At 46.3% G+C, this 18085-nt stretch carries 14 protein-coding genes; 2 read left to right on the top strand and 12 right to left on the bottom strand.

Going from position 1 to position 18085, the window contains the following annotated elements:
* The first annotated feature begins 157 nt into the window (after positions 1–157).
* On the top strand, positions 158–1099 hold the full coding sequence (locus J2X61_RS13015) for an alpha/beta hydrolase (RefSeq protein WP_310188220.1): 942 nt from the start codon (positions 158–160) through the stop codon (positions 1097–1099).
* A 440-nt stretch (positions 1100–1539) separates the two neighbouring features.
* On the opposite strand, the gene J2X61_RS13010 is transcribed toward J2X61_RS13015, so the two are convergent.
* From J2X61_RS13010 to J2X61_RS12960, 11 genes are all read right to left on the bottom strand, one after another.
* A complete protein-coding gene (locus tag J2X61_RS13010) occupies positions 1540–2502 on the bottom strand; it encodes a carbohydrate kinase family protein (protein WP_310188218.1) in 963 nt (320 codons plus the stop codon).
* Between the two features lie 66 nt (positions 2503–2568).
* Positions 2569–4191, bottom strand: coding sequence for a response regulator (locus tag J2X61_RS13005; RefSeq protein WP_274470290.1), 1623 nt, complete (start codon positions 4189–4191; stop codon positions 2569–2571).
* A gap of 22 nt (positions 4192–4213) precedes the next feature.
* A complete protein-coding gene (locus tag J2X61_RS13000; protein WP_274470291.1) occupies positions 4214–5674 on the bottom strand; it encodes a glycoside hydrolase family 32 protein in 1461 nt (486 codons plus the stop codon).
* Between the two features lie 165 nt (positions 5675–5839).
* Entirely contained in the window at positions 5840–6670 is an 831-nt protein-coding gene (locus J2X61_RS12995; RefSeq protein WP_274470292.1) for a carbohydrate ABC transporter permease, read from the bottom strand.
* Between the two features lie 21 nt (positions 6671–6691).
* Complete coding sequence (locus J2X61_RS12990; protein ID WP_310188215.1) at positions 6692–7618, bottom strand: carbohydrate ABC transporter permease; 927 nt, start codon at positions 7616–7618, stop codon at positions 6692–6694.
* Positions 7619–7760: 142 nt separating this feature from the next.
* Complete coding sequence (locus J2X61_RS12985; RefSeq protein ID WP_310188213.1) at positions 7761–9077, bottom strand: ABC transporter substrate-binding protein; 1317 nt, start codon at positions 9075–9077, stop codon at positions 7761–7763.
* A 176-nt stretch (positions 9078–9253) separates the two neighbouring features.
* Entirely contained in the window at positions 9254–11077 is a 1824-nt protein-coding gene (locus J2X61_RS12980; RefSeq protein ID WP_274470295.1) for a cache domain-containing sensor histidine kinase, read from the bottom strand.
* A 613-nt stretch (positions 11078–11690) separates the two neighbouring features.
* The gene (locus J2X61_RS12975; protein ID WP_274470296.1) at positions 11691–12242 is read right to left on the bottom strand and encodes a D-glycero-alpha-D-manno-heptose-1,7-bisphosphate 7-phosphatase; all 552 of its coding nucleotides are present in this window, start codon (positions 12240–12242) and stop codon (positions 11691–11693) included.
* Complete coding sequence (locus J2X61_RS12970) at positions 12239–12943, bottom strand: nucleotidyltransferase family protein (protein ID WP_310188211.1); 705 nt, start codon at positions 12941–12943, stop codon at positions 12239–12241. Before J2X61_RS12970 ends, J2X61_RS12975 begins: the two co-directional genes overlap by 4 nt.
* A 4-nt stretch (positions 12944–12947) precedes the next feature.
* Positions 12948–13532: a D-sedoheptulose-7-phosphate isomerase gene (locus J2X61_RS12965; RefSeq protein ID WP_310188210.1), complete on the bottom strand. Its 585-nt coding sequence runs from the start codon at positions 13530–13532 to the stop codon at positions 12948–12950.
* A gap of 2 nt (positions 13533–13534) precedes the next feature.
* A complete protein-coding gene (locus J2X61_RS12960; protein ID WP_274470300.1) occupies positions 13535–14560 on the bottom strand; it encodes a GHMP family kinase ATP-binding protein in 1026 nt (341 codons plus the stop codon).
* A 207-nt stretch (positions 14561–14767) separates the two neighbouring features.
* Between J2X61_RS12960 and J2X61_RS12955 the strand changes: the two genes are divergently transcribed.
* On the top strand, positions 14768–16918 hold the full coding sequence (locus J2X61_RS12955; protein ID WP_310188209.1) for a glycosyltransferase: 2151 nt from the start codon (positions 14768–14770) through the stop codon (positions 16916–16918).
* 99 nt (positions 16919–17017) lie between these two features.
* Here J2X61_RS12955 and J2X61_RS12950 read toward each other — a convergent pair whose 3' ends face one another.
* The gene (locus J2X61_RS12950) at positions 17018–18058 is read right to left on the bottom strand and encodes a glycosyltransferase (RefSeq protein ID WP_274470302.1); all 1041 of its coding nucleotides are present in this window, start codon (positions 18056–18058) and stop codon (positions 17018–17020) included.
* Positions 18059–18085: the final 27 nt, after the last annotated feature.

Here is an 18085-nt window from a genome sequence, read left to right as displayed (position 1 = left end):
ATAATTATATACATGTTCGAAAATGTATCAATATACATTAATGAACAAGTGTCAATTTATGAAAAGGGGGGACGCTGCCATTGGGCGCACACCACTATGGAGTTTACGCTGAGTGATAATTCGCAAGATCAAACAAAATAAATTGGAGGAATTAAAAATGCAAAATTATATGAAAATGGACGTCACCTTCGAGAGTGCTGGAGTAAAGATCGCCGGCCATCTATACACCCCAAAAGGAGAGGCTGGCGGTCCACGACCTGCGATCGTCGTCGGCCATCCCGGGACCGCCGTAAAGGAGCAGAGCGCTGGACTCTACGCCAAACGGCTTGCCGAACAAGGCCTCATTACACTTACCTTTGATGCAGCCTATCAGGGAGAAAGCGGAGGCGTGCCAAGGGGGTTGGAGGATCCCGCCCATAGAGTGGAGGACTTCAAAGCCGCCGTCTCGTTCCTTAGTACACGCAACGAGGTCGACCCGGAGCGCATCGGCGCGCTTGGCATCTGCGCCTCCGGCGGTTACGTTATTCCGGCTACGGTTACCGATCACCGCATTAAGGCCGTTGCCACTGTTAGCGCGGCAGACATCCATCTTCAATTCCGTAAAGGAAGTGACGGCAAGCAGGACCCTGCCGTTTTCAGGAGCATGCTCGATGCTGCGGCGCAGGCTCGTACTTCGGAAGCCCGCGGAGAAGGAATCGGCGTGTTTCCGATCTTCCCTGAGACCGAAGACCAAGCTCGCGCAATAGGTGATTTGCACGCCTTCGAGGGATGGGAATACTACTGCACCGACCGTGCGCAGCACCCACGCTCGGCTAAGTTCTTTACCTGGAACAGTATAGACCGAATCGCCTATTTTGAAGCGTTCCGGTTCATTGACCAGATATCTCCTCGTCCGCTCCTCATGATCGCCGGAAATCAAGCGGTCACGTCGTGGATGACGACCGAAGCCATCGCGAACGCAAAAGAGCCAAAGGAACTGTTCTGGATAGATGGCGCCACCCATGTCGATACTTACGACAAAGACCAGTACGTAACGATTGCGGTTTCGAAGCTCGCGGAGTTTTTTCGTACAAATCTCTCCCAATCCAGCTTGGTTTAAGACAGATTTGTCTCGGAACAGTGATGAAGTGTTTAATGCAGAAGGCATTACGATCATGGGGTTAGGAATGGATTGAACACGAGAATCGTGACGCTAACGGACATACCGGAATGCATGTCCTACTCTCTAGCATAACTAGCGTGAGAGGCTTCCCGGTGGAAACAGACCGAGTAATCCTATCAATTCGTAGCTGAAGGGGAGCCTCTCGATCGTTTCAATGAAACAAGGGACAGTTGCCTGTGTCGGCGATCTGTCCCTTGTTTTTGCACTATCGTTCAACGTTAGCTCAATGATTTGTGATCTGTACCATCTCATGAATTGAAAAGCCGCTCACAGCGACGGCTGTTGATCGGCTTAGCATATTTCAATACGTGTTAACCCGCTAGAATTCCTGCGAATGATCTAATTCAATCTTCCATAGGTTTCCTTCGACAGCTTTTCTATTCTCCGTTCCTAAACTGGACAACTTCATCCAAGGCGGGCAAAGAAGGAATCGCTCCACGCCTTGTCGTGGTCAAAGCTGCCGCCGCATTAGCGAAGGCAAGCATGTTCTTCATATCCACTTCCGCAAGACTGCGAATATCGCCAGAAGCTAGGCTCAGCTGGTACAGCAGCGCCCCGATGAACGAATCACCTGCTCCGGTTGTATCCACCGCTTTAACAGCATGTCCCGATACGGACACACTGCCGCCTGCTGTGAACCACGATGCGCCCTTCGAACCGCGTGTAAACAGCACGCTTGTTACATCACCCCTAAATAAAGAGGCAATCGCTTGTGCTTCATCCTCAATCCCCGTAATAAATGTTAATTCCTCATCGCTGATCTTAATCAAATGACTGCGAGGGATGAACTCCAGAATTGTCCGGCGGCACTCTTCCGGGCTGTTCCATAAAGGTAGCCTAACATTAGGGTCAAAGCTAATGAACCCATCCTTGCTCTTTACTGCTTGAATGGCGCGAATGTGCGCATATTTGACCGGTGCTTCAATCAAATCCACGGAACAGTAATGAAGCATGCTACCGCTGTCGAAACTGCAGGCATCGATATCGATCTCATCCAATAGCATGTCCGCGCTCGGCTTGCGGTAGAAGGAGAAGTCACGGCTGCCGTCAGCCTGCAGGCTGACAAAGGCAAGAGCGGTATTCGCTTGAGACGTTCGCGACAAATAGCGCGTGTCTACACCCACCTGGTTCATAGTATCAACCAGAAAATCGCCGAAGGCATCCTCCCCCAGCTTCCCGATAAAAAAGCTTCGCCCCCCCAGTTTGGCCACGGTGCAGGCTACATTGGCCGGAGCGCCTCCCGCCGCTTTGCCGAAGCTGCTAACCTCTTTGAGCGCTACGCCTGTTTCAGCAGGAATAAAATCGATCAGCGCTTCGCCTATCGTATACATCGTTCTCATGATATTCCTCCTCGTTCTCTTGCAATCACAAGCTACGTCCATGATAAAAAAGAGCTGCAAAACATATCAAAAGTTTGACATGTGCTGCAAATGATTGTTTCTGCGATATTCATCAGGCGTTATCCCGAACTTGTTTTTAAACACCCTATAAAAATATTTATCATCCTTAAATCCGGTGCGCGGGGCGATCTCGTACACTCTCAAATCACTATTTTGCAGCAGTTCTAGTGCCTTCTTCATCCGGAACTCGGATAAATATTTGCTAAAAGTTGTCCCCAAATGCTGTTTGAACATGAGCGTCAAATAGTTCGGGCTAAAGAACAAACTTGCCGCTACTGTATCTAGAGACAAATCTTCCATATAATGCGCCTCCACATATTGTAGACACGCCTCTACGACAGACTCATGCTTCCTAGATCGGCTCTTCTGAATCATATCCATCCAATTTAGCAGCAGGTTCATGAAGCCTTCTTTGCATATTTCGTAATTGCCGCTTACAAAAAGTTGGCTTTCGGCTCCCATCACAATGTCCTTGTAGTCCTGTTCAGAGACAAAATCCCTCATGACTACGGCAACACTGGATATCATCCGCTGGACGATCCTAATCCACTGCTCCGGTTGAGGAAGCCCGCCCTGGAGTATCCCGGTGAACCATTCATCCACCTGATTCATCAGCTGTCCAATTAACCCTTTTCGGATCGATTCCTTGAACAACTCTTCTTCTTTGCCAAAATTATAGTGTACGGAGCGAATAAGCCGGCTGATCTCCGAATACGGAAAAACCGTCCTATCATGCAGAAAATAACGAAAAGAAGCAGCCGTCAGCGCCTCTTCGCATGATTGCTTTGCTTCTTCGAATACATGGCTGCACATCTGACCGACACCAATGGTGAGGGAGATGCCGAATTGCTGCGAGCCTTGGAATGCGAACTCCTTCAACACGCTTTCCAATTCTGCCATGTTGCATGCCGATAGATTGGGAAAGGTTAGCACCGTGAGCAGCAATCTCTTATCCTCTCGGGAGTAGAAGGATACGGACGCCCCACTGTTTACAACTGCAGACTCCATTTGCTCAAGCAGTGCGCTTTTCATGCAACTTCCACTGTCCCATGACGTTGCTGGAATCCCGTCTCCTTCAATTTTGGCCGTCACAACAATACCCTGAGCTTCAAGTGAAAATTGTCTGCGAATTTCCGCCCCCTTCGTTTCAGACACACCTTCCGTTATCCAATCGTTCAGAAGCTGTTCCCAATAAACCGACAACGTCTGATCCAGTTGCTGTTTAATTTGTTCTTTTTCAAGTTGATTCGTTTTCTCTCTTGTAATACTGCCCTCAGCTTTGTCCAGAATGTGGGTGATGCTCTTTTCTTTAATCGGCTTGACCAAGTAATCGAAAGCACCCAACCGAATGGCCTTCTGCGCGTATTCGAAATGCCGGTAGCCGCTAAGAATGATAACCTTAACCGGATGGGCGGACGCATTCATCTGCTCAATCATCTCCAACCCATCCAGTACCGGCATTTTAATATCCGTAAACACGATATCGATTGGATTCGTGCGAATGACTTCCAAAGCGTCTTTCCCGTTCTTGGCTTCCAGCACATGACAATGAGGTCTAGCTTCCCTGATCATCTTGGCCAGCACTCTGCGTTGTATGGCCTCATCATCTACAACCAATATGTTCTGCATACAAGCCACCTGCCCTTTGTGCCTATTTGCTCGCCACTGGTGACAGTGAAAGTGAGACGAGCTTTACCGTTCCCTGAACCGCGTACACTTCAACGCCGCTCTGACCTTCTGCCGGAAAGACCAGATCCGTAATGACAGTTGCGCCTCCACCGGCGAACACCTCAACAGAGCAAGCATCCACCCATACAATCAGCTTGATTCTACCATGCCTCGGCAATACCTGCACCACATGTCTGCCGGGGAAATCGGCATGAAAACCAGTATTTCCGGACCGGGACCGATCCACGAAGACCTCCCGTTTTGCCGGAACGTATCCCACAACGGTTTCGTACGATTCCGACGCGCGGATCTTGAATCCGAATTCCGAGGCCGTTTGCAGTTCAAATTCCGCTTCCAATTCATAAAAAGACATGGAAACCGCAGATAGCAGATTGGTTCCCGGCTCTATCTCTATGTTCTGCCACGTATAAGCTTCTTCTTTCAACCGCTGCAGCTCGGCGACCGGCTTTTGAATCAACACTACTTGATTCCCGCTGCTAGCCAGTTCGAGCGTTCGAGGCAAGGTCATCGTGCTGCGCCATCCTTCTGTCGGTGTCAGATTGGCGTACTTCCAGTTGCTCATCCAACCGATATAAATGCGGCGTCCGTCCTGTCCGGGAATGTCCGACCAGCTGACTCCAGCGTAGTTGTCCCGGCCGGCATCCAACCATTGCACCGCCCCCGGCTCAGCATCGTTCTTGAAGGCAGTACCGTCGAATTCTCCGACAAAATACTGCGTTCTGGAACCTTCGGCATATTCTGGGGAATTGCCGATGCTGACGAACATGATCCACTTCGTTATGGATGGGTCGCCATCCACCGGCAGCTCGAATAAGTCGGGACATTCCCATACGCCGCTATGATCCCCCTCTCCCTCTCCGAACTGACTGGCAAAGCTCCAATCCTTCAGGTTGGGAGAATGGTAGATGCTTACCGTCTGCCCGGAGGCGAGAACCATGATCCAGCGGCTTGTCGGCCTGTGCCAGAACACCTTCGGATCGCGAAAATCCGGAAATCGCGAATCGGCAAGCACGGGATTACCGCTGTACTTACTCCAGGTTCTCCCGGAATCCGTGCTGTATGCCAAGCTTTGACGTTCCCGTGCCAGCTCGCTGCCCGGCTCTTTATCATGATGGGTGAAAATCGCGACTAGCCCCGGCGTTCCCCCGAAGAACCCTGTCGTATCGTGCCAATCCACCACCGCGCTTCCGGAAAATATTTGACCATGCTCATCCGGTTCCAAAGCGATCGGCAGATGCTCCCAAGAAACTAAGTCCTTGCTAACGGCATGCCCCCAATGCATGGGTCCCCATGTCATTCCGTGGGGATGATACTGGTAGAACAAGTGGTACTCTCCCTCAAAATAAACAAGACCGTTCGGATCGTTCATCCAGTTGTGCTGCGGAGTAAAATGAAACCTCGGTCTATATAAATCTGTAGACATATGCTTCCCTCAATTCTTTCTAAATTATGCCGTTACCCGGCTTCGGCGGCATCACATCAACGCCCAAGCGCGTTTCTTGTTAACTCAATAGAGCTCTCTCATTTAGGGGGTGGGAAAAGGCTGGTCGTAACTTGCGAAACGATACTCTTACATCAACGCGGCAAGTTATCCTTTAATTCCGGTGCTGGTGATCCCCTGTACATAGTACTTTTGGAGAAGCAAAAAAATGAGGACAATGGGCAAGGTGGTGAACGTAAGCGTCGCCATGATTTGTCCGTAGAAAATAGGCGGGAGTGTAAAGAACGTTTGGATGCCGAGCTGTATGTTCCTCAAGGATTCGCCTGTGGTCACGAGAATAGGCCACATAAAATCCCCCCAATGGGAAATAAAGTCCAGAATGAAAACCGTAGTAAAGACGGGTCCCGAGAGCGGAACGACAATTTTCAGAAACGTCTTCAAAGGCGAGGAGCCATCCATCGCCGCCGATTCCAGCAGTTCGTTCGGGATATCCATAAAAAACTGGCGAAACATGAAAATGCTAAAGCAGTTCGCAATGAACGGAACGATGAGCGCCATCCAGGTGTTCACCCAGCTCAAGCCGTTGACAACGAAGTAGAGCGGCATCACAATACTTTCAAACGGGACGATCATCAGCGCAATAATGGCAGTAAGAACAACGCTTTTCCCTTTAAAATTGAGCTTGGCCAGCGCATATCCGCAGAGCGAATTTACCCCTAAGCCGCTTATGCCGATAACCGTGACATAGAACAAACTGTTAAATAAATATTTCATCATAGGAATCCGGTTGAAAGCTTTTATATAGTTATCAAATGTTATATTCGTAGGAAGTAAAGACTTGATCGAGCCTAGATCCGCGAAAATTTGATTTTCCGGTTTGAGTGATGAAACGACCATCCAGAGCAGGGGAATAATAAAGAGCAGCGACACGATACTATTAGCTGCGTAGATGAAAATTTTAATTTTGCGATCAGCCATGAGCTCATCTCCTTCCGAATATCATCTGTCTTTCAAAAATTTCTTCATAGAAAAAGAAATCACGACTACAATCAGGAAGAAAATCACGGATACGGCTGATGCATAACCTGCATTCCTGAATTGGAACCCTTGCTGGTAAATGAGCAGCGCAAGCGTTCTGGTCGAATTCTCCGGTCCGCCGTTCGTCATCACATAAGGTTGCGTGAACAGCTTCACCGCTTGAATCGTCGTAATCGTCAGAACGAATACAATGACATTGTACAAGCTTGGAATCGTAATGAATTTGAGCTGTTGGAACTTATTCGCGCCATCCATGGCGGAGGCTTCATACAAATCTTTCGGAATACTCTGAAGGCCCGCAAGAAAAATCATCATCTGATATCCCGCAGCTTGCCATACAGACATGAAAATGATGGCATTCATCGCCTGATCCGCGCTTCGCAAGAAGGGCTGCTTCGGTATGCCGAACAGATGCAAGGTGGAATTGATCAATCCCTCATTCGGGTTATACAGGGAAATCCACAAAATAGCGATGACCGTCATGGAGGTAATAACCGGGCTGAAGTAAGCAATTCGAAATACATTTCGCAGCTTAAGTTGATTGTTGACTAACAAGGCCAGCAGCAGCGCTACCGCTGATTGGATAGGAACGACGACGACCGTGAAATACATCGTGTTATACAACGATTTATAAAAGAGCTTATCCTTAAAAAGGATCATGTAATTATCCAAACCGCTAAATTTAATCTGATCTGGCCGCAATAAGTTGAATTTGGTGAATCCGAACACCACCGCCAGCAAAAAAGGCAGCAGCAGGAACGCAATCAGCAGAACCACGGCAGGCAGAATAAAGGTTACCCCCGTGATAGACTCTCTTCGCTTCTGAAGACCGATGGATGTCACTTTAGACTTTGTGCTTGTATGAATTTGTGTACGAATGTTCTGCATGGATCACTCATCACTCCTTTCCGGTAAATCCAAGAACTTCCAATACCTTTCAAATGACCGCGTGGAACGGCAACAGGATAATAATCGAGCATATCCTGATGCCCATGTCCTGATGCCGCTTTCCGCGTTATCCTGCCTAGGATTAGTTGTTAAAGTTCCGCTTATATTCTTCATCATAAGAAGAAGCTACGTTATCCAACGATTTCTTCACATCGGCTCCCATCATAATGTCTGTTAACGCTTCAGCGAACTTTTGCGTCAGCACTGGATAGGCCGGCGTTACAGGTCTTGCATGGGATACCGTCGTCACCTGCTCCTTAATGATCCGCAGAGGAAGATCGTTATATTCCGGCAGACTGTCATAAGCCGATTTCCTGCTGGCCGGCATGCTGATAGCCTTGGCCAGCTGCGCGGAGCTGTCTTTATTCGTCATCCACTTCACCACTTCCGCCGCTTCCTTCGGATGCTTGCTGTCGGTAGATACGCCGATAGCCCAACTGCCTGATGGAGAAGTTACGATGCCGTCAGCTTTCCGAGGGAAATAGGTAATCCCCCATTCCAAATTCGGATAATTCTTGAAGCCTGGAATGTTCCACGGTCCGCCCAACTTGGTCGCTGCCTTGCCTTCTTCGAACTCGGTAGGCTTCGGATCGATGTTAAACAATTTTTCTTTGGCCAGCTTTTGCAGGAAGTTAGCAGCTGCGAGTCCCTTATCGCTGTTCACCCATCCCACCGCTGTTGTGCCTTCTTTATTCACAATGTCCGTTCCTGCTGAAATCCACATTTGCTCGAAAGCGTACGTCATCCATTCGCCTTTGTCATTAATCATGTTCGTGCCGAATACATCGTTCTGCGCTGTCTTCTTCATCACGTCGTACCACTGATCCCAAGTCCAGGCATCCTTGATATTCGTGGGAGGTTCAATGCCGTACTGCTTCATAATCTTCTTGTTGTAGAACAAAACAACAGAAGATTCGGCTAGGCCAGCGGCATAAAATTTATCTTTATAGGTCCCCTGCTGAATGATGGACGGAACGAAGTCGTTCAGATCGTCCTTGGTATAATAGTCATCCAGAGGGATGACGATCTGAGACGCTGCATAGTTCGCGACATTCGGACCGTCCATGGAAAGCACGTCCGGAAGTGTATGAGAAGCTACAGCCGCATTAATTTTATCTTCATAGGCAAATGAGTTGCCTCTTGTAATCGGCTCCATTGTCAGCTTGATTTTCCCTTGGTATGCCTTATTGAACTCATCCACTCGTCTCACGTAGAAATCGTCTTCCGGTCCGCTCGCCTGCGGTCTCCAGTAGGAAATTTCCACTTCCTTTTGGGCACCCTGGCCATTGTTCCCGGCAGTCTCGCTTGCGTTCGTCGGTCCATCTGCGGAACATCCCGCAAGCAGGGAGACAGTGAGTAAACCAGTGACGGTTAGCAGCCCTTTTTTTCCTTCTTTCATTTAAACCCCTCCATGAACGTAATCTTGTTTACGCTTTCATCATATCGTGATCATTCATTCGATCCTACTCTAAAAAACGTAAAAAGGTGGACTTTTGTACCGAAAACCCTTACATTAATAATTTTCATTTTGAAAAAATCCACCGTCGTAACGGTGGAAGGTCTATTTTCCTATCATTATGAGGTAATTGGTAGAGGTAAAGTAATGGTTATTCTAGTACCTTTATTACCTTGAGATTCGATTCTTACACCGTACTGAGTGCCATAGATGAGCTTAACCCGCTTGTTCACATTAGCAATACCGATCGATTTGCTCATGCTGACGGGATCGTCCAGGGTCGCCAGCACGTTCATAAGCGTATCCGGATCCATGCCTTTCCCGTTGTCTTCAATGGTAAACACTCTGGTTGTATCTTCAATCCGCCCGCTTACCCGGATCCACCCGCCTGTTTCCTTATCCTCCAAAGCATGGATCAGTGCATTCTCCATGAAGGGCTGCAAGAAAAATTTGGGCACCGTGTAACGGTATAAGTCCGGATCGATCTGATAATCGATTTGAAATTTATCTTCAAACCGCTGCCTCATAATATAATCGTAGTTTTGCAAATATTTCACATCTTCGCTGAAAGCCACTTCACCTGACTTTTTAGCCGTATATTCCAGCATCTCTGATAGCTCCACCAGCATATTGCTGATCACTGTCTGCTTATTTTCGATCGCTAAATAATTGATAATGTTGAGCGTATTATAAAGAAAATGCGGATTGAATTGGAAATTAAGAGCCTTCAACTCAGCCTCCATCTCCTTTAGATGAGTCTCATAATTCTCCTCGATCAATACCTGGATCTTATCATTCATTTGATTAAATTTATGGATGATGAGATTGACTTCGCTAGTGCCGTAAGTTTCAATCCTCGTATTGAAATTCCCTTCCCCAATCTGTTTAATTCCCCACATCAGCTTCTTAAGCGGCATGGTAATTCGGCTTGAAAAGAATGAGGCTAGGAAAATAGATAAGCCGATAACCAATAGGGTGGAGTAAAGCGTATAACTGAACATATTGGGCATCGTTTTTAATAGATTGTCATACGGGATAAATACAGCAGACAACCAGCCTGTTGTCGCAATCACATCAAAACAGACGACCATCTTTTTCCCATCGACTTGTATAAATTCGGTACCGCTCTTTCTCGCGATGGCACTGTTGATCCATGCCTGGCTAACAAGCCCAGAATCGGCACGATTAGACGTTGAAACGACCTCTTGGTTTTTGGTCATGACGTAGTAATAAGAATCCTTCACAACGAGACTTTCCTTAAAAGCTCTGCTAATCATGGATTCCTGAAAATTAACGAGAAGAATCGGCCTTTCTGCAGCTTTATCCATAGACCGCAGCAAGTTATTAGAGACATGCGATAAGTTAATCAGCCTGGTGGCTGTAAATACATACTGGTCCTTCGTGCTGGATACCGCAGAGGAGGCGTAAAATTTTTCAAGTAAATTATACGTTGGAACCCATAAAGTGCGATCTATGGAGCTCATCCCAATCTGGTAAATATCAGAAGCGGAGAAATCTTTTTTCGGGATCCAGAAATTAGGATTCCCTCCAAATGTGTAATTTTTCGTTGCCAAATTGACCGAATATACATCTTCCGATGTTGGAAAATATTTCTGCAGGACCCTGGTTACTTTTCTATCGTTTTCATAATCGAGATATTTCTTTTGCAAATCGGTCGTGTTAAACAATTCGAATAGATCTTCATCCAGATGCATGTTGATCGCGCTCTGCTCGACGCTCGCAAACTTCGCATCCAAGGATTGATTGCTGCTTTTCACTAATCCCAAATAAGTTCCGCTTGCATTCTTTAAAATAACTTCCGAACTCTTCACATAATAACCTACGCCCAAAACAGTCATTGAAACGACGATCAGTGCGATGTAAGATGCAGTTAATCGTACTCTCAAACTTAAATTTGCGTACAACATTCTGGCTGATTTCATTTCACGCACTCCTTGCTTCGTTATCCATCTTCCTATCTTGGACTATAGTCAAAATAACTCCGCCCCGCAACCACTTATATCAATATTGGTATATAAAATTTAAAAGTAGCGACGATACTTTTTGACATTGTGGACACGAAGCAACGTAAAATTCCCTATATATAAACAAAAAAGAGCTGCCGTCAGGCAAGCACTTCCAGTCTTGTACATAAAATCCAACATTCCCCTTGGATGTTCCCCTTATTTGGATCATTGCCAATAAGCTGCAAAATAAGATAATTAAGAGCATCATGACGACGATTAGCTTATGCTTAATCTTCATATCCTTGAAGGATATCGGGCGAAATCGGTCAGTAAGCACGGTGCCAACTCCTTTAGGTTGAGTACAAAGAGACACTGACCACAATATCGTCAGTGCCTCCTCTTAGATTATCCCATTATGAAACCAAATCCTATAGAAAAATTCGGTTAATTGGATGTAATAATCAGACCTATTTCTAATGTAACCATGTTCTTGTCACCCGACAGCACAATAATAATACAAGCTGCCGAATTACTCGGCAGCCTGATGATGTAACGGTCCTTTCATGGCGTATTCATGATGAAAATGTTTTTATTTGCATTTTTCAAAAAAATGCTCAGCGACTTCTCCTATATGCCTTACAGTAAACGTAGCCTTAGTAGTCGAACTTCCATCACAGCCGCGAATCAAGATTGTGGTCCCGATTCCCGCCCGCAAACCCGCTTCGATGTCACTCTCTTTATCACCGATTAACACCGATGAGGCTAGATCCAGCTGGAACTCCCGCATTGCTTGTAAAATCATCCCCGGATTCGGCTTTCGACAGAATGCGTCTTGTTTGTATTCTCCGATGCCGTGTACCGGATGATAGGGACAAAAATATACTTTGGCCATCCGGATACCATGCGCCTCGAATTGCTTCACCATCCATGCCGTTAACTCCCAAAAGTCCTTCTCCGTGTAATATCCCCGCCCAATACCTGCTTGATTGGTCACAATGATGAGCAAAAACCCCGCTCGCTGAAAACGTAAAAGGTTCTCGAAGATACCCTCGTTAAACTCGAAATCCTCTACTTTGTAAACATACGATTTGTCAATGTTAATTACACCATCTCTATCGAGCAATAGCGCTTTCGGCCTCATGCGTTTCCACCTGTGGTGACAAGCTCGGATTTTGCTCGTTCATAGTCTTCCGGAATACCGATATCGATAAAATATCCTTCACTCGGGAAGCCATACATGTTAAGCTTCTGTACTCCGGGATTTTCTAGAAATTGTTCAAATGAGAATTTGCCAGAGAGCTTGAATGGATCCCATAAATCGGTACGAGCTACGTATACACCACCATTAATCAAGCCGGATTCACACATCCGTTTCTCTTGAAAGCTATAAACCCGATAGTCCGAACTTACGATAACGGTACCGTACCGGTCAAACCGCTTCATTGGTTTAAGTGAAAGCGTCAAGTCGGCAGCGCGGTCTTGATGATACTGGACCAGCTGCCGGATATCGACTTGGAACATCGTGTCTCCGTTTAATAACAGCACCTGCTCGCCGGAGATCTGATCCATCGCCTTCTTAAGGGCCCCTCCGGTTCCTAGCGGTTCTTCTTCCACCGAATATGCGATTCTTATTTCTCCGCAGCGGTGGCCGAAATAGGAACTTATGATTTCATGTTTGTAGCCTACCGCGAGTACCACACTGCGAACCCCTTGCATCTCCAATCGTTCAATAATGTAACGAAGAAACGGTTTGCCCCCTACGGGAGCCATCGGTTTTGGTACATCCCAGATAACCTCACGCAAACGAGTCCCGAGTCCGCCAGCTAAAATGACTGCTTCCATATGCTTAAAATCCTTTGCCAAATATGGATTCTTCGACTATTGCACATAAAATATGGCCAATCAGAATATGCGCTTCTTGGATTCTGGGGGTTTCTAGGGATGGGATACGAATACATATATCGCATAGAGCTGCCATGCTGCCTCCAGTTTCACCGGTTAAACCAATGGTCGTGATCCCCATAGTTCGGGACATTTCTAAACCTCTCAAAACATTGGGAGAGTTGCCGGATGTGGAAATGCCAATAAATAAGTCTCCGGTTTGGCCGAGAGCTTGAATTTGTCGTGCAAACAACTGTTCATATCCGTAATCGTTTCCGATTGCAGTAAGCACGGAGGTATCCGTTGTAAGTGCGATGCACGGCAGGCCAGGACGATCGAAATAAAAACGGCTGACAAATTCGCCAGCAATATGCTGAGCATCTGCTGCACTTCCTCCATTGCCGCCGATTATGATTTTATTTCCCTTTCGGTAAACCTCAATCATTTTTCTAGCTGCCTGTTCTATTAAACTCAATAAAGCACTATCTTTAGCAATCGCTCTTTTAATCTCAATCGACTGTAATATATGGCTGCTCATATATGCCTTCAAATTTATGCCCTCCATCCTTGCGTTCCGTTCTTTGTAAAATGGACTTGAAACACTTTACCCCCTAATTCATTCAGTCGATGAACGACCTGTATGCGTTTGACGGGATCCACGATGAACATCATAAATCCGCCTCCTCCGGCTCCGGATACCTTGCCTGCATAGGCACCGGCTGTAATAGCCGAATTGTATATGAAGTCAATCCGATCGTTCGTTATAGAGGCGGCCATCTTTTTTTTGGCATTCCATGATTTCTCCAGGTGCTCGGCAAACTTTTTAATTTCACCTTTTAATATACATTCCTTTATGGCATAAGCCTCCGCTTTCAATTCATGGGTCGCTTCCAGGGCCGATTGGTTCTTCTCCAGTGTATTGCGCACTTGTTCGTCAATGATCACGGCAGATTCTCTTGATGCTCCTGTGTAATATAAAATCATCGAACTTTCCAATTCACTTATTATCCAGTTTTTCACCCGAAGCGGATTCACAATAACCCGATTATTCTCGTGAAACTCAATAAAGTTGAAGCCGCCGAAGGTGGCCGCATATTGATCCTGCCTTCCTCCGGCCCAACCGACATCAATACGTTCGATTTCATAGGCAAGCTGAGCAATTTCATATTCCCCGAGCGGCAGATTAAGCCATTCCACGAAGGCTTTCAGCATGGCAACCACCATCGTGGATGATGAACCTAGACCGGATCCTGCGGGAGCGTCAGAATAGGTGGTCATCCGAAAAGAGAGCGGCTTGTCTTGCATAAACTGTTTGACAATCCGGTTATACACGCCTTTATGCAAGCTTAGACAACCATCCAACTCCAGCTCCCGACGAGCGTCCGAATGGAACTCTTCTTTGAGATCCGAAGCGACGAAAGTAAGCTTACCGTCATCGTTGGCCTCAATCGTACAATAGGCGTACAAATCAATCGTCACATTCAGTACGCATCCTCCGAATAAGTCGCAATAAGGGGAGACGTCTGTTCCTCCTCCGGCTAACCCCAATCTTAAAGGAGCTTTAGATCTAATGATCATGTGATTCCTCCGTTCATTTATTGTCCAATCTGCTTATACCAATTCAGCATATGTGCGGATAAGACAACTTGTATGGACGCATGGTAGAGGGCGGGAAATTTTCCACCCTCCTTGCTATTTGAGAAATAAACGTTTGTCCCATTCACACCTTTTACAGAGGGAATAGTATAGGTATGTGATAATGAATTACGTCCAGGAGGTGTTTTGGTGAAACTAGCGGCTAGGAGAAAGAAGAGAAAGACAGCTATGTCTGCACTCGTACGTAAGCTTCGCACACGCAAACAAACAGCGGCTGGCCGGGGGCTGTTGCTCAAACGTGGAAAATCCGCACGTGCCCGTTGGAAAAAACGGTCAACTGGGAAAGTTGGGAAGCTTAATAAACGCAAACGGATCCGGCGCTTGAAACGTAGTCGGATTCGTAAAGGATTACCACACATTAATAAGCTGTTGGTACCGGTCTGGGACCAGCCATTGGTCAGCATTATTATTCCTGTTTATAACAAATGGGATTTTACCTATCCATGCTTGGTGTCCATCGTTGAGAACACCCGCGGAATCCCTTACGAGATCATCGTGGTGGATGATATTTCAGACGACTTAACAGTTCATATCAGACAATTCGTCAAACATGTCACTGTCATCCGTAATAAGGTGAAGAGGGGATTTCTTCATAACTGCAATCATGGGGCAGAGATCTCCAGAGGAAAGTATGTATTATTTTTAAATAACGATACCCAAGTGACTCCCGGTTGGTTGGAGCATCTGCTGTCTTTACCTGAAAATGACCCAACTATCGGAATCGTAGGCTCTAAGTTGATCTATCCGGACGGAAGACTTCAGGAAGCCGGAGGTATCGTCTTTAAAAACGGGTTTGCAAGGAATTACGGTCGTCTAGATAACCCGAACAAACATGAGTACAACTATGTCAAGGAAGTGGATTATATCTCCGGGGCATCGCTAATGATTCGTAAGGACTTATGGAATCAAATGGGCGGTTTTGACGTGCTTTTCGCACCTGCTTACTCAGAGGATGTGGACATTGCCTTCCAAGCAAGACAACTCGGATACAAGGTCGTTTTCCAACCCAAATCTGTTGTCGTGCACTACGAGGGAATATCCCACGGCACAGACCTCAACTCAGGAATTAAAAAATATCAGGTGATTAACCAACAGAAATTTAGAGAAAAATGGGCGGAAGTACTCGAGCGGGATCATCTTGCCGACGGTGAACACCTCTTTTGGGCAAGGGAACGCTCGAAGGATAAGAAAACCATTTTGGTCATTGACTACGGTGTTCCAAGTTTCGACCAAGATGCGGGCAGCCGAACGACGTTTATGTATCTGAAACTGCTTGTGGATATGGGCTTAAATGTAAAGTTTATTCCAGACAACTTCACCAAACTGGAACCCTATGGCTCTGAACTCGAACAGCTCGGTATCGAGATCATCTACGGAACACAGGATCGCGGATATTACGAGTATTGGATCGTTAAGCACAAGGATTACATTGATTATATCCTGTTGAACCGGCCTAATATTTCACATAAATATATCGATCTAATCAAAGCCCACACCCGCGCTAAAATCCTGTACTATGGCCATGACTTGCATTACGTCCGTGAGCTGAAGCGGTTCGGACTGGACAAAAACCGCGGGTTGCTTCAAGAGTCAGAGTACATCAGAAGACTGGAGTTCGACTTGTTCACCAAAGCAGATACCATCCTGACCTGCAGTGACTCGGAAAAACGAATTATCGATGGGAACTTTCCAAATAAAAGTACCCTATGGCTTCCGGCATATTACTTTGACCAAACGGTTCCGAAAATAAAGGCATGGGATGAACGCTCCGGTCTGCTCTTTGTTGGCGGCTTCAAACATACTCCTAACGCTGACGGTATTTTATGGTTTTGCCGTGATATCCTGCCTATCGTGCAGCAATCCATTCCTGATATCCAATTGTTCATCGTCGGGTCCCATCCTACGCAGGAAGTACTAGGATTACAATCGGATCGGATTATTGTCAAAGGATTTGTATCCGACCATGAGCTTAAAGAGCTGTATGGAAACATTAAAATTGCCGTTATTCCTCTTCGCTATGGAGCAGGCGTGAAAGGTAAAACGATAGAAGCAATGTGCCATCAGACACCGTTAGTTACTACTAGTACGGGGATCGAAGGACTGCAGAATATCAGGCAATCGATTGAACCCAAGAACACTCCTCAGGAATTCGCCGAAGAAATCATCCGGTTATACCACAATAACAGTCTATTAGAGCACAAAGCCGAACAATGTAAACAGTACGTGGAGACTTACTACTCCAGATCAAGAGCCTTGGAATGTATAAAGTTAGCTTTATAGCTCCGGGTAAAATCAAAAAAAGTGACTGAAGGTTTCGACTTTCAGTCACTTTTTTTTTTACAATTGAATGTAATTTGAATGGCCTGGAGAGAGCTTTTCTCATCGCTTCGAACCGTTCATATTTCCTTTCTCTTTCTTTTCAGCAAAATATCTTTTCATAATTGCTGGATGTTTCCCGGTAAAAGGCTTCGTCAAAATGTCATATTCGATCCGATTCGTCGGTTTCCCTAAGAATTGATCGACATCCCGACGACGGTTATCGTTTGCTTTAACCCAGGAAGCGAAAGCATAATGGTAATGGTAGACTGGAATTTGCTCGGCCTTATTGGGAATTTCCCACATGTAACGTCCGAACAGCTGCAATTTGCAGTGATTTTTCGCATCGTCGTATCGAATACCAATATGATTGCGCCACATGAGGTATTTATTGACAGACCAGTGATTGTCATTCGCTGCATTTATTCTTATTGTTTTAGGATTCATCCAGAATTGTACCCACGGAAATGAGATCGCATCCGATTCTTTCTGGGCCATCAGACGAGGCAAGGCATCACGGAAGCCGTCATCCATCATCTCATCGGCATCGATCGCCATAATCCAATCTCCAACAGCTTGGTCGACAAGGAAATTCCTTACAACTGACTCGTTCCAATCATCGGAGTAGGGCAACCCCGTCTGCTTCATATGGAACAGCCGAATATTCGCGCGCTTTTCCCAATCATTGATTATTCTTATACTGGCGTCAGTGCTTCCTACATCTAAGATAAGAATTTCATCCGCGTAGGAAGCAACACTTTCTAGAAACAGCGGAAGGAACTTTTCCTCATTCAATATCGGCGTGATGACCGTAAGTCTTGGCTTCGTCTCTAATAAAGTAGCTTGCGGAACATCCACAGGTTCATAAACTAACGGCACGTCTATAGGGGCAGGTAGAGGCTGCTTCGCTGGAGGTGTGTGTCGTATAGTTGTTCTTCTTCCCCTACGTTTCCTTACTTTTCGCAGCAGACGCTTGCGGAATTTTATTGTTCTCCGCGTTCGTTTCATTTTGATCCCATTTTTCCTGCGGATTCTCTTACGCAGCTTTTGTTTCCGATTCGTTTTAACGGCCTTTTTAGCTACCTGCTGGAGAATTTTTTTCATTGAGGACCTCCTTCGTGGTATGGTTGA

The organism is Bacillus sp. 3255 (genome assembly GCF_031456485.1).
In the GTDB taxonomy this organism is placed as follows: domain Bacteria; phylum Bacillota; class Bacilli; order Paenibacillales; family NBRC-103111; genus Paenibacillus_E.
Note: the sequence above shows the minus strand (reverse complement) of the source record. Positions and strands in the feature narration are given on the sequence as shown.

Excerpts from the sequence above, each read along its gene's own strand:
- J2X61_RS13010 (WP_310188218.1), bottom strand. The coding sequence starts at position 2,502 with ATGAGAACGATGTATACGATAGGCGAAGCGCTGATCGATTTTATTCCT.
- J2X61_RS13000 (WP_274470291.1), bottom strand. The coding sequence starts at position 5,674 with ATGTCTACAGATTTATATAGACCGAGGTTTCATTTTACTCCGCAGCAC.
- J2X61_RS12995 (WP_274470292.1), bottom strand. The coding sequence starts at position 6,670 with ATGGCTGATCGCAAAATTAAAATTTTCATCTACGCAGCTAATAGTATC.
- J2X61_RS12985 (WP_310188213.1), bottom strand. The coding sequence starts at position 9,077 with ATGAAAGAAGGAAAAAAAGGGCTGCTAACCGTCACTGGTTTACTCACT.
- J2X61_RS13005 (WP_274470290.1), bottom strand. The coding sequence starts at position 4,191 with ATGCAGAACATATTGGTTGTAGATGATGAGGCCATACAACGCAGAGTG.
- J2X61_RS12990 (WP_310188215.1), bottom strand. The coding sequence starts at position 7,618 with ATGCAGAACATTCGTACACAAATTCATACAAGCACAAAGTCTAAAGTG.
- J2X61_RS12950 (WP_274470302.1), bottom strand. The coding sequence starts at position 18,058 with ATGAAAAAAATTCTCCAGCAGGTAGCTAAAAAGGCCGTTAAAACGAAT.
- J2X61_RS13015 (WP_310188220.1), top strand. The coding sequence starts at position 158 with ATGCAAAATTATATGAAAATGGACGTCACCTTCGAGAGTGCTGGAGTA.
- J2X61_RS12980 (WP_274470295.1), bottom strand. The coding sequence starts at position 11,077 with ATGAAATCAGCCAGAATGTTGTACGCAAATTTAAGTTTGAGAGTACGA.
- J2X61_RS12970 (WP_310188211.1), bottom strand. The coding sequence starts at position 12,943 with ATGGAAGCAGTCATTTTAGCTGGCGGACTCGGGACTCGTTTGCGTGAG.
- J2X61_RS12975 (WP_274470296.1), bottom strand. The coding sequence starts at position 12,242 with ATGAGGCCGAAAGCGCTATTGCTCGATAGAGATGGTGTAATTAACATT.
- J2X61_RS12960 (WP_274470300.1), bottom strand. The coding sequence starts at position 14,560 with ATGATCATTAGATCTAAAGCTCCTTTAAGATTGGGGTTAGCCGGAGGA.